This window comes from Streptomyces sp. NPDC030143 (assembly GCF_055573695.1).
The window spans coordinates 354671-368251 of the sequence record NZ_JBVIAY010000003.1 but is presented as its reverse complement, the minus strand read 5'-3'; the positions used below and the strand labels follow the sequence as shown (position 1 = coordinate 368251).

The following is a 13581-nucleotide window of genomic DNA, read 5'->3' as shown; positions in this document are numbered from 1 at the left end:
ACCGTGCTTCACGGGATCTTGATCAGATCGCAGTCACCTACGGTGGTGAATACGCGGTGGGTGTGTGTTCGGTTCCGTCGTGCGCCCCCCGTCCGGCGAAGAAGTCCCGCACCGTCGCCTGCGCCTCGGCGCCCGCCGCCACCTTGTCCAGCCCCAGCAACGCCGCCCCCAGCACCGGCCGTTCGCGGACCACCCGGGCCACCGCCCTGGGCGCGCGTGCCGCCATCAGGTCCCGCACCCGGTCGTCGAGCCCGGTGTGGCCCGCCGTCAGCACGCCTCCCCCGAGCAGCACGGGGGTCTCCTCCCTCAGCAGGTCCAGGCGGGCGAGGGCGACGGTGGCCATCGTGACGACCTCCTCGGCCAGGCGGTCGACCAGGGTTCGGGCCACCAGGTCCCCGTCCGCCGCCGTGGTGAAGAGGACGGGGGTCAGCTCGTGGCGGCGGAGCGGGGGGAGGTGCCGGAGGTGGAGGGCCTCGACGAGCGCGTACACGGAGGGCAGGCCGAAGTGGGCCGGGAGGGTGCGGGACAGGGCGGTGGGGGCGCCGCGGCCGTCCTCGGCGCGGGCCGCGTGCCACAGGGCCTCCTCGGCCAGGCCCCAGCCGCCGCCCCAGTCGCCGGAGATGCGGCCGAGCGCGGGGAAGCGGGCGGTGCGGCCGTCGGGGCGCATGCCGACGCAGTTGATGCCGGCACCGCAGACGACGGCGACCCCGCGGGGCTCGGCGACGCCGGCCCGCAGGAGTGCGAAGGTGTCGTTGCGGACCTCCACCGTCGCGCCCCACGCGCGCGCGTGCAGCGCGGCCGCCAGCCGTTCCTCCTCCACGGGGAAGTCGGCGTTGGCCAGGCAGGCCGACACGTGCGCGGCGGCGTCGGCGCCCGCGGCGGCGAGGGCACGGGTCACCGTCTCGGCGAGGGCGTCCACGGCCGCGGTGACACCCACCGTGGGCGGGCGGAAGCCGCCGCCGCGGGCCGTGGCGAGGACGTGTCCGTCGGCCGCCACGACCGCGACGTCGGTCTTGCTGTTGCCCGCGTCGATGGCGAGGACGCCTGCCGTCAGGCCCATGTGAGGTGCTCCCGGTTGTGGGCGATCAGCCGGTCGGTCAGGGTGTCGGCGTAGGCGTGCTGACCGACCAGGGGGTGGGCGAGCAGCGCGCGGTAGACGCGGTCGCGGCTCCCGTGCAGCGCCGCCCGGAGGGCCAGGTCCTCGTAGGCGGTGACGTCGGCCATGAGGCCCGCGAAGAGGGGGTCCGGTGGCCGGACGGGCAGCGGTGCGGCGCCCTTCGGGCCGACCGCCGCCTGGACCTCGATCACCGCGTCGTCGGGGAGGAAGGGCAGGGTGCCGCCGTTGCGGGCGTTCACGACCTGGCAGGGGCTTCCGGTGCCGGTGAGCAGGGCGGCTGCCAGGTCCACCGCCGCCTCCGAGTAGTAGGCGCCGCCGCGCCGGGCGAGCAGGTCCGGCTTCTCGTCCAGGGCGGGGTCGCCGTACATCTCCAGCAGCCGTCGTTCCATCGCGGCGACCTCGGCCGCCCGGGAGGGCTTGGTGCGCAGTTCCCGTACGACCTCGTCGTGCGCGTAGTAGTACCGCAGGTAGTACGACGGGACCACGGCCAGACGGTCCAGCAGGGTGCGGGGCAGCCGGAGGTCGGCGGCGATCCGGTCGCCGTGGCCGGCCAGCAGCTCCGGCAGGACGTCCTCGCCCTCCGGGCCGCCCAGACGGACCCCCGTCTCCCAGGTGAGGTGGTTGAGGCCGACGTGGTCGAGGTGGACGTCGGCGGGGGAGACGTCCAGCATCCCGGCGAACCTGCGCTGGAAGCCGATCGCCACGTTGCACAGGCCCACCGCCCGGTGGCCCGCGCGCAGCAACGCGCGCGTGACGATGCCCACGGGGTTGGTGAAGTCGATGATCCAGGCGCGCGGGCTGCGGCGGCGGACGCGTTCGGCGATGTCCAGGACCACCGGGACCGTGCGCAGCGCCTTGGCCAGACCGCCCGCACCGGTGGTCTCCTGGCCGACGCAGCCGCACTCCAGGGGCCATGTCTCGTCCCGTTCGCGGGCCGCCTGCCCTCCGACGCGCAGTTGGAGCAGGACGGCGTCGGCGCCGTCCACGGCCGCGTCCAGGTCGCCGGTGGTGACGATCCGTCCGGGGTGGCCCTGGCGGGCGAAGATCCGGCGGGCCAGGCCGCCGACCGCTTCGAGACGGTCGGCCGCCGGGTCGACGAGGACCAGTTCCTCCAGGGGCAGCCTGCCCCTCAGGCGGGCCAGGCCGTCGACCAGTTCGGGTGTGTAGGTCGAGCCTCCGCCGACCACGGTGAGTTTCATGAACGGCTCAACCCTTCACTCCGGCCGGGGTGACGGCCTCGACGAACGCTTGGGGTGGGTTCACGGGGCCCGAGGGACCCGCGGGGGGCGGCGGGCCCGGGTTCCGCGGCTCAGCGCGAGGTATCGAAGACCTCGTCGCGGGTGGCGGCGAGGGCGCTCTCCAGGGCGCCGCGCAGCACGGGCCGCTCGGTGACGTCGCCGACGACCAGCCGGGGCCGTGAGGCGGCCGGCTCGGCCAGCTCGGCCTCGACGAGGGCGCGCAGCACCTCGCCGCCGGCGGTCAGCGAGGCGCCGGCGAGGACGACCAGTTCGGGGTCGAGCATGGAGACGAGCGAGGCGAGACCGGTGGCGATCCGGGTCGCGTAGGTGCGCAGCAGCAGGCCGTGCAGCACGGTGTCCTCGGTGGCGGCCCGCCGTACGAGCGCGGCGGCGGCCTGCGCGTACGGCCCCGACGGGACGTCCGTCATGCCGAGCTCACGGGCCAGCCGGGGGATCGCCTGTGAACCCGCCAGCTCCTGGAAGCCGCCACTGTTGGCTTTGCTGACCCGTCGCACGAGGGGGGCGCCCGGAACGGGAAGGAAACCCACCTCCCCCGTGCCGCCGGTCCAGCCGCGGTGCAGCCGGCCGCCCAGGACGAGGGCGGCGCCGAGGCCGCCCTCGTTCCACAGCAGCACGAAGTCCTCGTGCCCCCGCGCCGCTCCGAGCCGGTGTTCGGCGACGGCGACGGCGACGACGTTGACGTCGTTCTCGTACTCGACCGGCATCGGCAACGCGGCGGCGAGGTCGTCGAGCAGCGCGGGGGAGTGCCGGCCGGGCAGGTGGGAGGCGTGGCGCAGGCGGCCCGTGGTGGGGTCGAAGGCGCCCGGGGTGGCCACCACGAGCCGCCGAACGTCGTCCCGGGTGAGCCCCCCGGCCTTCACCGCGCCGTCGAGCGCCTCGGTGACCTGCCGTACGAGGGCCTTGCGGCCGGGTGTGGGCACGATCGTCCGGCGATCGCCGGACGATTACGGTGAGGAAAGTTTCCTGTCTGAGTTTGGGCGCGTGAAGGTAGGTCCCTGGCCAAGGAGGCGTCAAGAGGGGGCGTCGACGAGAGGAAGGGGCGGCACCCTCATGGGTGCCGCCCCTTCCGCCGTTCCCGTACGCCGGCGGAGCCGACGAGGCGTGTCGGGAGGGGAGGGGCGTCCCCGGGCTGCGGGCGCGGCGATCCGGTCGGCGCCCGGGCCGTGGGAGGCATCGGCTGTGGGCGCGCGTGAGGGGCGGCAGGGCTGCGTGCGCAGCGAAGAGGTTGCCGGCGGGCGCGCGCAGGCGAAGGGCGGCCGGGGCGCGTATGCGAAGAGGTGGGCCGGGGCGCGCACAGCGAAAAGGCGGCGCCCGGGGAACCCCGGGCGCCGCCTTCAGCTTCCGTGCGCTACTTGGGCGCGCTCGGCGGGGCCAGGGGCGAGGCCGCCGCCGACTGCGGGGACCCCGAGTTGGAGTACACCGACGGGGCCGCGACGCCCGCCGTCGGGTCGGCGTCCGAGGGCTCCTCCGCGGGGACCGTCGCACCGCCGACGATCCGGATGTCGGCCGCGTCGAACGCCCGCTTGACGCGCCAGCGCAGCTCGCGCTCCACGGAGAGGGACTTGCCCGGCATCGTCTTCGCCGAGACGCGCACGACCATCGAGTCCAGCAGCACGCTGTCCAGGCCCAGCACCTCGATCGGGCTCCACAGGAGCTCGTTCCAGGGCTCCTCCTTGCTCATCTTGTCGGCGACCTCGTCGAGCGTGGCCTTGACCTTGTCCAGGTCCTCGGTGGCCTTGACGGTGACGTCGACACCGGCCGTCGCCCAGCCCTGGGAGAGGTTGCCGATCCGCTTGACCTCGCCGTTCCTGACGTACCAGATCTCGCCGTTGTCGCCGCGCAGCTTCGTCACGCGCAGGCCGACCTCGATGACCTCGCCGGTGGCGACGCCCGCGTCGATCTGGTCGCCGACGCCGTACTGGTCCTCCAGGATCATGAACACGCCGGAGAGGAAGTCCGTGACCAGGTTGCGGGCGCCGAAACCGATCGCCACGCCCGCCACACCGGCCGAGGCCAGCAGCGGGGCGAGGTTGATCTGGAACGTGGCGAGGATCATCAGCGCGGCCGTGCCGAGGATGAGGAAGCTCGCCACCGACCGCAGCACCGAGCCGATCGCCTGCGAGCGCTGACGGCGCCGCTCGACGTTGACCAGCAGACCGCTCAGGGCCGTGCCGTCGACCGACGCGACGGTGCGGTTCATCCGGTCTATGAACTTGGTGATCGCCCGCCGCACCATCACTCTGAGCACCGCCGCGATGACGAGGATCAGCAGGACCCTCAGTCCGATCGCGAGCCACGTCGACCAGTTCTCCTCCACCCAGCCGGCGGCGTTCGTCGCGCTCTCCTGGGCGTCCTGGAGCGTCGGGACCGTCACGGTCGGCGACTCCGAGGGAGACGGCGACGGCGACGGGCCGGCGGCCAGTAGGACGGCGGACAAGGACACGGCAGGTACCTCCAGGTGCAGCACTGCTCCGTCCGGCGCGGCGGTCAGGGGCGCGACGGCATCCAAGGTCACGAAAAGGTCACCGGACAGGCAGGACCACCACACTAACGGGGCATTGTGTGTGCTTCGCCGAGATACGTGAAGGTGGCCGGAAGGAGAGACGCCCCTCACCTGTGCTTGAACCGGTTGTCAAGTTGGGGAGGGTTGCGGTGTGGTCGAAAACACTCCCGGCCCGTTACCGGGAGATGGTGGCGCGTCCACCAGGCCAGAGGGGAAACTGACTGCAGATCGTCCCGGCGCGAGCCACGCGCCGCCGACGCCCAAGGAGGCATCCGTGCCGCATGTCCTGGTCCTCAACGCGTCGTACGAGCCGCTCGGCGTCGTACCGCTCCGCCGCGCGCTCGTCCTCGTCCTGGAGAACAAGGCCGTCTCCCTGGAAGAGTCGGGCGCCTTCCTGCACAGCGCGACCGTCACAGTCCCCGCACCCAGCGTGGTCCGGCTCAAGCGGTTCGTCCGGGTCCCCTATCGGGGGCCCGTTCCACTGACCCGCCGGGCGCTGTTCGCCCGCGACGGGGGCCGGTGCATGTACTGCGGTGGCGTCGCAACCAGCGTCGACCACGTCATCCCGCGCAGCCGCGGGGGCAAGCACGTGTGGGACAACGTGGTGGCGTCCTGCCGCCGCTGCAACCACGTCAAGGCCGACCGGCATCTCGTCGAACTCGGCTGGCGGCTGCGCCACAAACCCGCACCGCCGACCGGTCTGGCCTGGCGCATCATCGGGACCGGCCATAGGGACCCGCGCTGGCTGCCGTACTTGCAGCCCTACGGCGCGGACGACGCCCTGGCCCGGATCGACGGCATCTCCGCCTGACGGTCCGGGCTTTCGCGTGCCCCGCGGCGCGGCGCAGGCCCGGGCCGCGGGGCGGCCGCCCGGTCCGGCCCGCGTGTCCCGCCGGGACGCGCTCCACGCCCGGGACGCCATGCCATGATTGTCCCGTTCTGTACGGTTCATCCGGGCGTCGTGCCGGTCAGGAGATCCCCGGTGGGTTCCGGGGCATTCACGGGTGAGAAATGTGACGAGACGCGTGTGGTCCGCCTCCCGGACGTCTGCGGTCGCGCCCGCTGGGTAGGGCTGCGGTAACCCGTCAGACTCCGACACCCGACAAGGAGGCCACCGTGGCCGCGTCGATCCACCCCCTGCTCCCGGTCCGCTCCAAACGCCCGGCGGTGCCGACCGCCCGCTTCGAAGAACCGCGCCTGTGCGTGTTCAGCGCGGAGGGAACCTGCGCCGAGGCCCCGCTGACCAGCGAGCCGCCGCTGCCCGACGCCGAACCCCTCACCAGCGAGCCGCCCCTCGCCGCCGCGGACCACGACTCCACGAGGCCGTAGATGACCGAACCCCTCGGAGAGGACCTCACCCGGCTGGCCGCCCTGCACGGCGTCGCCGTCTCCTACCGGCCCTCACCGGAGCGCACGGTCATGGCCTCGGCCACCGCCGTCACCCGCGCACTGGCCGCCCTCGGTGTCGACGCCGGCACCCCGCAGGCCGCCCGGGCCGCGCTCGCCGCCCGGGAACGGGAGCTGGCGGCACGACTGCTGCCGCCGACGGTGGTGTCCTTCGGCGGCGGCCCGTCGGACGCCCTGGCCGCCCTCCCCGCGGGAACCCGACTGCGGATCGCCACCGAACAGGGCGAGACCCGTACCACGGCGGAGCGGCTCCCTCCCGGCGTCCACCGGCTGACCGCCACCGCCCCCGACGGCCGCGTCGGCGAGGCCCACCTGGTGGTCGCCCCGCCCCGGCTGCCGACGCCCGAGGGACGCTCCCACGGACTCCTCGTCCAGCTCTACTCCCTCCTGTCCCACCGCTCCTGGGGCATGGGCGACCTCGGTGACCTCGCCGAGCTGGCCGCCTGGGCCGGGCGGGCGCTCGGCGCCGGATTCGTCCAGGTCAACCCGTTGCACGCGGCCGTGCCCGGCGCCCCCACCGACCCCTCCCCCTACCGGCCCTCCTCGCGCCGCTTCCCCGACCCGGTGCACCTGCGCGTCGAGGACGTCCCCGAGTTCGCGTACGTCGACGAACCCGACCGCGTGCGGGGGCTGCTGGAGCGGGCCGGACGGCTGCGGGAGGCCGTTCTCGCCCAGGGCGCGCTCATCGACCGGGACGCGGTGTGGGAGCTCAAGCGCGAGGCGCTGGAGCTGGTCGCGCGGGTACCGCTCGGCCCCGGCAGGCGCGCCGCCTACTGCGACTTCCTCGCCGAGGAGGGCCAGGCGCTGGAGGACCACGCCACCTGGTGCGCCCTGGCCGAGGTGCACGGCTCCGACTGGCACAGCTGGCCGGAGGGTCTGCGCGACCCGCGGTCGGCGGAGACGGCCCGCGCGCGGGCCGCCCTCAGGGACCGGGTGGATTTCCACTGCCGTCTCGCCTGGCTCACCGAGGGCCAGCTCACCGCCGCCCAGCGCACCGCCCGCGAGGCGGGCATGCCCGTCGGGATCGTCCACGACCTCGCCGTCGGCGTGCACCCCGGCGGCGCCGACGCCTGGGCCCAGCAGGAGTACTTCGCGGCCGGCATGTCGGTCGGCGCGCCACCGGACGCCTTCAACGCCCGCGGCCAGGACTGGGGCCTGCCGCCCTGGCGTCCCGACCGGCTCGCCGCGTCCGGCTACGCCCCCTTCCGCCGGCTGCTGCGCGCCCTCTTCCGCCACGCCGGCGCCCTGCGCATCGACCACGTCATGGGCCTGTTCCGCCTGTGGTGGGTCCCCGAGGGCGAACCGCCCACCCAGGGCACCTACGTCCGCCACGACGCCGAGGCCATGCTCGCCGTCCTCGTCCTGGAGGCCTCCCGGGCGGGCGCGGTGGTGATCGGCGAGGACCTCGGCACGGTCGAACCGGGCGTGCGCGAGGCCCTGCGTGAGCGCGGGGTGCTCGGCACGTCCGTGCTGTGGTTCGAACGCGACTGGGACGGCGACGGACGCCCGCTGCCCCCCGACCGCTGGCGCGCCGACTGCCTCGCCACGGCCACCACCCACGACCTGCCGTCCACCGCCGCCCGCCTCACCGGCGAACACGTCGACCTCCGCGACCGCCTCGGCCTGCTCACCCGTCCACTGGAGGAGGAACGCGCCGAAGCCGCCGCCGACACCGGCGAGTGGCTGGAGCTGCTGGCCCGGCTCGGCCTGCTGAGGTCCGCCGGCGAAGACGGCGGCACCTCCTCGGAGGAGGCCGAGATCCAGGCCGTCCACCGCTTCCTGCTGCGCACCCCCGCGCGCATGATCGGCGTGTGGCTGCCCGACGGCACCGGCGACCGCCGCCCCCAGAACCTCCCCGGCACCTGGGACCAGTACCCCAACTGGCGCCTGCCGATCGCGGACGCCGAGGGACGTGCGGTGACGCTGGAGGAACTGGCGGCCTCGGCGCGGGTGCGGGCGCTGACGGACGTGTTCCGGGAGACGGCGGACGGATCCGGCCCGTCCGGCGGCTGAGGGGTCACCTCCGGCGCGTGAGGTGCCACGTCCGGTGGGTGGGGGCCTGGTCCGGCGGGTGAGGGGCCTCGTACGGCACCCCGACCGCGCGGCGCCGTCGGCCGTTCGCTAACTTTGACACCGTGGACAAGAAGAACGCCCTGCGCGCCGGCGCCCTGGCTGCCGGTACGACGCTGATGATGCTGCTCATGTCGTCCCCCGCGCTCGCGCTGACCCGCGACGACGGCGACGACCCCGGCCCGGGCCTGAGCGTCATCGAGACGCTGGGGCTCTTCGTGGTCGCCCCGATCGCGCTGTTCGCCCTCATCTTCGGCCTGGTCTGGGTGCTCGACCGCTCCAAGGACCGCCAGGACCCCACCAGCTCCAACATCACCGTCAGGGGCGAGAAGGCCAAGGCCAAGGCCTGACCCGGCCGCACACCGTCGAGGGCGCCGCCCCCGTCGCCGTACGCACCCTCGTACGGCGACGAGGGCGGCGCCCTCACGCATGAGGGAGGACCATGAACGGCGCCGTCCGCACCACCGCCTCCGTGATCGTCGTGGGCTGCGGCCCGACCGGTCTCCTCCTCGCGGGCGACCTCGCCGCCGCCGGGGTCGCCGTCACCGTCCTGGAGAAGCGCCCGCACCGGATCAGCAACCTGTCCCGGGCCTTCGTCCTGCACGCCCGCACCCTGGAGCAGCTCGACGCCCGCGGCCTGGCCGACCCCCTGGAATCCGTCGGCCGCCGCCTCGACCGCCTCCGCCTGTACCGCCGGCTCGACCTCCGTCTCGACACGCTCCCCTCCCGCTTCAACCACCTCCTGGTGATCCCGCAGTACGAGGTGGAGAAGGTCCTTGAGCGGAGGGCGGTGGAGGCGGGGGCCGAGTTCCGGTACGAGACCGAGGTGACGGGCCTCGACCAGGACGCGGACGGCGTCACCGTCCACACCCGCGCTCCCGCCGGGCGGACGGGGTCCCTGCGCGCCGGGTACGTCGTCGGCGCGGACGGCATGCGCAGCGCCGTCCGGGACGCCGTAGGCCTGCCCTTCCCCGGCCGTTCGGCGATCCGGTCCGTCGTCCTCGCGGACGTGCGGCTGGCCGAGGAGCCGGAGACCCTGCTCACCGTCGACGCCGTCGGCGACGCCTTCGCCTTCCTCGCGCCCTTCGGCGACGGCTACCACCGGGTGATCGGCTGGCACCGCGGCAGGAACGTGCCCGACGACGAGCCGCTCGACCTCGACGAGGTCCGGCGGATCACCCGCCTCGCCCTCGGCCGTGACTTCGGGATGCACGACGCGCGCTGGCTGTCCCGCTTCCACAGCGACGAACGCCAGGCACCCGCCTACCGCGTGGGCCGCGTCTTCCTGGCCGGCGACGCCGCGCACGTCCACACCCCGGCCGGCGGTCAGGGCATGAACACCGGCCTCCAGGACGCGGCCAACCTGAGCTGGAAGCTCGCCCAGGTGCTCCACGGCCGCGCGGACGACGCCCTCCTCGACACCTACCAGGCCGAGCGCCACCCCGTGGGCCGCACGGTGCTGCGCAGCAGCGGCGGCATCGTGCGGCTCGCCATGGCCAGGAGCCCCTGGACGCGCGCCCTGCGCACGGCGGGCGCCGTCGTCGTCAACGCCGTCGGGCCCGTCCGCCGCCGGGCGCTCGGCCAGGTCACCGGCATCGGCTACCGCTGTCCCGCCCCGCGCGGCGCCCACCGGCTCACCGGGCTGCGCGTCCCGGACGTCGCCCTCGCCGGAGGCCGCCGTCTCCACGAGGCCCTGCGCGGCGGCCGCTTCGTGCTCGTCACCCCGAAGGACACGGCGTACGACGGCCGAACCGACGCCCGCCGCGCCGGCCGGCTGGCCGGGGAGCACTGGGCGAGCGACCGGCGCACGGCGCTGCTGGTGCGACCCGACGGCTACGTGGCCTGGGCGGCCGACACCGCCGACCCGGCCGCGCTCGAGACCGCCCTCGCGGCGCACGTGGGCTGACCGGCCGTCGAGACGGGGCCGCGCTCCTGGTGCGAGGACCCTTCAGGGGAGGCGGCGCACGTACCGCACCCCGGGGCGGCCCGCGAGGTCGTCGATGTCCCCCACGGCGGTGAAGCCGTTGCGGGCGAGGACGGTCCGGGACGCCAGGTTGTCGAGCGTGGTGACGGCGGTGAGCTCGGTGAGGCCGTACTGCGTCGAGGCGAGCGCGCACACCTGCGCGACGACGGCCGTCGCGACGCCCTTTCCCGCCGCGTGCTCGCCGATCCGGTAGCCGAGTTCGGCGGAACCGCCGGCGACGTCGACCAGGTTGACGCGGCCGATGAGACCGCCGTCCCGGTCGAGGACCACGTGGAAGTGGCACGCGCCGGTGGCCTGCTCGGCGAGGCGGGCGGCGTGCAGGGCGGCGAACTCGGCGAAGTAGGCGTCCCCGCGGTCCGGGATCGACGCGGCGAAGTAGGCGCGGTTCTCCAGTTCGAACGCCAGCAGGGCGTCCGCGTGGTCGGCTCGAAGACGCTCCAGGCTTGTCACGCACGCCAGCATAGGAGGCGGGGAGCCGCGCCGCCCCGCCTCACCCGTCGGCCCCGACGCGCCTCGTCCTCCGACGCCGACGGGCCCGATGCGCGTCGCCCGGGGCACCCCGGGCGTGGAAGGATGGCGCAACCCACTCATATCGAGGAGATGACCGCGTGCCTGGCACAAACCTGACTCGCGAAGAGGCGCAGCAGCGGGCGAAGCTGCTCACCGTTGACTCGTACGAGATCGATCTCGACCTCTCCGGCGCGCAGGAGGGCGGCACCTACCGGTCCGCGACCACGGTGCGCTTCGACGTCGCGGAGAACGGCGCCGAGTCCTTCATCGACCTGGTGGCCCCGACCGTCCACGAGGTGACCCTCAACGGGGACGCCCTCGACCCGGCCGAGGTGTTCAAGGACTCCAGGATCGCGCTCCCGGGCCTGCTGGAGGGCCGCAACGTCCTGCGCGTCGTCGCCGACTGCGCCTACACCAACACCGGTGAGGGCCTGCACCGGTTCGTCGACCCCGTCGACGAGCAGGCCTACCTGTACACGCAGTTCGAGGTGCCGGACGCCCGCCGGGTCTTCGCCTCCTTCGAGCAGCCCGATCTGAAGGCGACCTTCCAGTTCACGGTGAAGGCGCCGAGCGGCTGGACCGTCATCTCCAACTCGGCGACGCCCGAACCCCAGGACGACGTCTGGGTGTTCGAGCCGACGCCGAGGATCTCGACGTACATCACCGCGCTCATCGTCGGGCCCTACCACTCCGTCCACAGCGTGTACGAGAAGGACGGCCAGTCGGTCCCGCTCGGCATCTACTGCCGGCCCTCGCTCGCCGAGTTCCTCGACTCCGACGCGATCTTCGAGGTGACGCGGCAGGGCTTCGACTGGTTCCAGGAGAAGTTCGACTACGCCTACCCCTTCCAGAAGTACGACCAGCTGTTCGTCCCGGAGTTCAACGCGGGCGCGATGGAGAACGCGGGCGCCGTCACCATCCGAGACCAGTACGTGTTCCGGTCGAAGGTGACCGACGCCGCGTACGAGCTGCGCGCGGAGACCATCCTGCACGAGCTGGCCCACATGTGGTTCGGCGACCTGGTCACCATGGAGTGGTGGAACGACCTGTGGCTGAACGAGTCGTTCGCCACCTACACGTCCATCGCCTGCCAGGCGTACGCGCCCGACAGCCGCTGGCCGCACTCCTGGACGACCTTCGCCAACTCCATGAAGACGTGGGCCTACCGGCAGGACCAGCTGCCGTCCACCCACCCGATCATGGCCGAGATCCGCGACCTCGACGACGTGCTCGTCAACTTCGACGGCATCACCTACGCCAAGGGCGCGAGCGTCCTCAAGCAGCTCGTCGCGTACGTCGGCATGGACGAGTTCTTCAAGGGCGTCCAGGCGTACTTCAAGCGGCACGCGTTCGGCAACACGCGCCTGTCCGACCTGCTCGGCGCGCTGGAGGAGACCTCCGGACGCGATCTGAAGGCCTGGTCGAAGGCGTGGCTGGAGACCGCCGGGATCAACGTCCTGCGCCCGGAGATCGAGACCGACGACAGCGGCGTCATCACCTCCTTCGCGATCCGCCAGGAGGCCCCCGCCCTGCCCGCCGGCGCCCAGGGCGAGCCGACCCTGCGTCCGCACCGCATCGCCGTCGGCTTCTACGTCCTCGACGGCACGAGCGGCAAGCTGGTGCGCGACGAGCGCGTCGAGCTGGACGTCGACGGCGAGCTGACCGCCGTACCGGAGCTGGTCGGCCGGCGCCGCCCGGACGTCGTCCTGCTCAACGACGACGACCTGTCGTACGCCAAGGTCCGCCTCGACGAGGCGTCCCTCGCGTTCGTCACCGAGCACCTCGGCGACTTCGAGGCGTCCCTGCCGCGCGCCCTGTGCTGGGCCTCGGCCTGGGACATGACCCGCGACGCCGAACTGCCCACCCGCGACTACCTCTCCCTGGTGCTGTCCGGCATCGGCAAGGAGTCCGACATCGGTGTGGTCCAGTCGCTGCACCGGCAGGTCAAGCTCGCCATCGACCTGTACGCCGACCCGACCGCCCGCGAGACCCTGCTGACCCGCTGGACCGACGCCACGCTGGCCCACCTGCGCACCGCCGGGGCGGGCAGCGACCACCAGCTGGCCTGGGCGCGCGCGTTCGCGGCCACCGCCCGCACCCCCGAGCAGCTCGACCTCCTCGAGGCCCTGCTGGACGGCTCGCAGACGATCGAGGGCCTCGCCGTCGACACCGAGCTGCGCTGGGCGTTCGTACAGCGGCTCGCGGCCGTCGGCCGGTTCGACGAGACGGAGATCGCCGGCGAGTACGAGCGTGACCGGACGGCCGCCGGCGAGCGCCACGCGGCGACCGCCCGCGCCGCCCGTCCGACGCCGGAGGCCAAGGCGGAGGCCTGGGCGCAGGTCGTCGAGTCCGACAAGCTGCCCAACGCCGTCCAGGAGGCCGTCATCGGCGGCTTCGTCCAGACCGACCAGCGCGAGCTGCTCGCGCCGTACGCGGACAAGTACTTCGAGGTCGTCAAGGACGTCTGGGACTCGCGCTCGCACGAGATCGCCCAGCAGATCGCGGTCGGCCTCTACCCCACGGTGCAGGTGTCCGAGGAGACGCTGCGCCGCACCGACGCGTGGCTCACCTCCGCCGAGCCGAACGCGGCCCTGCGCCGCCTCGTCTCCGAGTCCCGCGCGGGCGTGGAACGCGCCCTGAAGGCCCAGGCGGCCGACGCGCGGTAAGTCCCTACGGTGACAGGGGCGTCCGGTGCGACACCGGGCGCCCCCTCCGTGTCCGAGCACCACGT

General features: G+C 73.7%; 10 protein-coding genes and 1 pseudogene. 6 read left to right on the top strand and 5 right to left on the bottom strand.

Annotated features, from left to right (window positions below):
- Nucleotides 1-37: 37 nt before the first annotated feature.
- From ACZ4YY_RS07770 to ACZ4YY_RS07755, 4 genes and pseudogenes are all read right to left on the bottom strand, one after another.
- Nucleotides 38-1060 (bottom strand): N-acetylglucosamine kinase, encoded by a 1023-nt coding sequence (locus ACZ4YY_RS07770; RefSeq protein ID WP_468284924.1) that lies wholly within the window; start codon nucleotides 1058-1060, stop codon nucleotides 38-40.
- Nucleotides 1051-2316: a 6-phospho-beta-glucosidase gene (locus ACZ4YY_RS07765; RefSeq protein WP_468284922.1), complete on the bottom strand. Its 1266-nt coding sequence runs from the start codon at nucleotides 2314-2316 to the stop codon at nucleotides 1051-1053. The genes ACZ4YY_RS07770 and ACZ4YY_RS07765 overlap by 10 nt, the downstream gene beginning before the upstream one ends.
- Nucleotides 2317-2426: 110 nt before the next feature.
- Nucleotides 2427-3296 (bottom strand): annotated as a pseudogene (locus ACZ4YY_RS07760) (ROK family protein); the annotation flags it as partial.
- Between the two features lie 428 nt (nucleotides 3297-3724).
- Nucleotides 3725-4819 (bottom strand): mechanosensitive ion channel family protein, encoded by a 1095-nt coding sequence (locus ACZ4YY_RS07755; protein WP_468285282.1) that lies wholly within the window; start codon nucleotides 4817-4819, stop codon nucleotides 3725-3727.
- A gap of 334 nt (nucleotides 4820-5153) precedes the next feature.
- Here ACZ4YY_RS07755 and ACZ4YY_RS07750 point away from each other — a divergent pair, with 334 nt between their 5' ends.
- The 5 genes from ACZ4YY_RS07750 (at nucleotide 5154) to ACZ4YY_RS07730 (ending at nucleotide 10262) form a co-directional block, all read left to right on the top strand.
- Complete coding sequence (locus tag ACZ4YY_RS07750) at nucleotides 5154-5690, top strand: HNH endonuclease (RefSeq protein ID WP_018545075.1); 537 nt, start codon at nucleotides 5154-5156, stop codon at nucleotides 5688-5690.
- A 305-nt stretch (nucleotides 5691-5995) separates the two neighbouring features.
- Entirely contained in the window at nucleotides 5996-6208 is a 213-nt protein-coding gene (locus ACZ4YY_RS07745) for a hypothetical protein (RefSeq protein ID WP_468284920.1), read from the top strand.
- Nucleotides 6209-8299 carry a 4-alpha-glucanotransferase gene (gene malQ, locus ACZ4YY_RS07740; protein WP_468284917.1) on the top strand — a complete coding sequence of 697 codons (2091 nt, stop codon included), beginning with the start codon at nucleotides 6209-6211 and terminating at the stop codon, nucleotides 8297-8299.
- A 122-nt stretch (nucleotides 8300-8421) separates the two neighbouring features.
- Nucleotides 8422-8706 carry a hypothetical protein gene (locus ACZ4YY_RS07735; RefSeq protein ID WP_468284914.1) on the top strand — a complete coding sequence of 95 codons (285 nt, stop codon included), beginning with the start codon at nucleotides 8422-8424 and terminating at the stop codon, nucleotides 8704-8706.
- Nucleotides 8707-8798: 92 nt separating this feature from the next.
- On the top strand, nucleotides 8799-10262 hold the full coding sequence (locus ACZ4YY_RS07730) for an FAD-dependent monooxygenase (protein WP_468284910.1): 1464 nt from the start codon (nucleotides 8799-8801) through the stop codon (nucleotides 10260-10262).
- A 42-nt stretch (nucleotides 10263-10304) separates the two neighbouring features.
- Here the strand turns inward: ACZ4YY_RS07730 and ACZ4YY_RS07725 are convergent, their stop codons facing one another.
- Nucleotides 10305-10790, bottom strand: a complete 486-nt coding sequence (locus ACZ4YY_RS07725; RefSeq protein ID WP_468284907.1) for a GNAT family N-acetyltransferase — start codon at nucleotides 10788-10790, stop codon at nucleotides 10305-10307.
- A gap of 158 nt (nucleotides 10791-10948) precedes the next feature.
- Here ACZ4YY_RS07725 and pepN point away from each other — a divergent pair, with 158 nt between their 5' ends.
- The gene (pepN, locus tag ACZ4YY_RS07720) at nucleotides 10949-13516 is read left to right on the top strand and encodes an aminopeptidase N (RefSeq protein ID WP_468284903.1); all 2568 of its coding nucleotides are present in this window, start codon (nucleotides 10949-10951) and stop codon (nucleotides 13514-13516) included.
- Nucleotides 13517-13581: the final 65 nt, after the last annotated feature.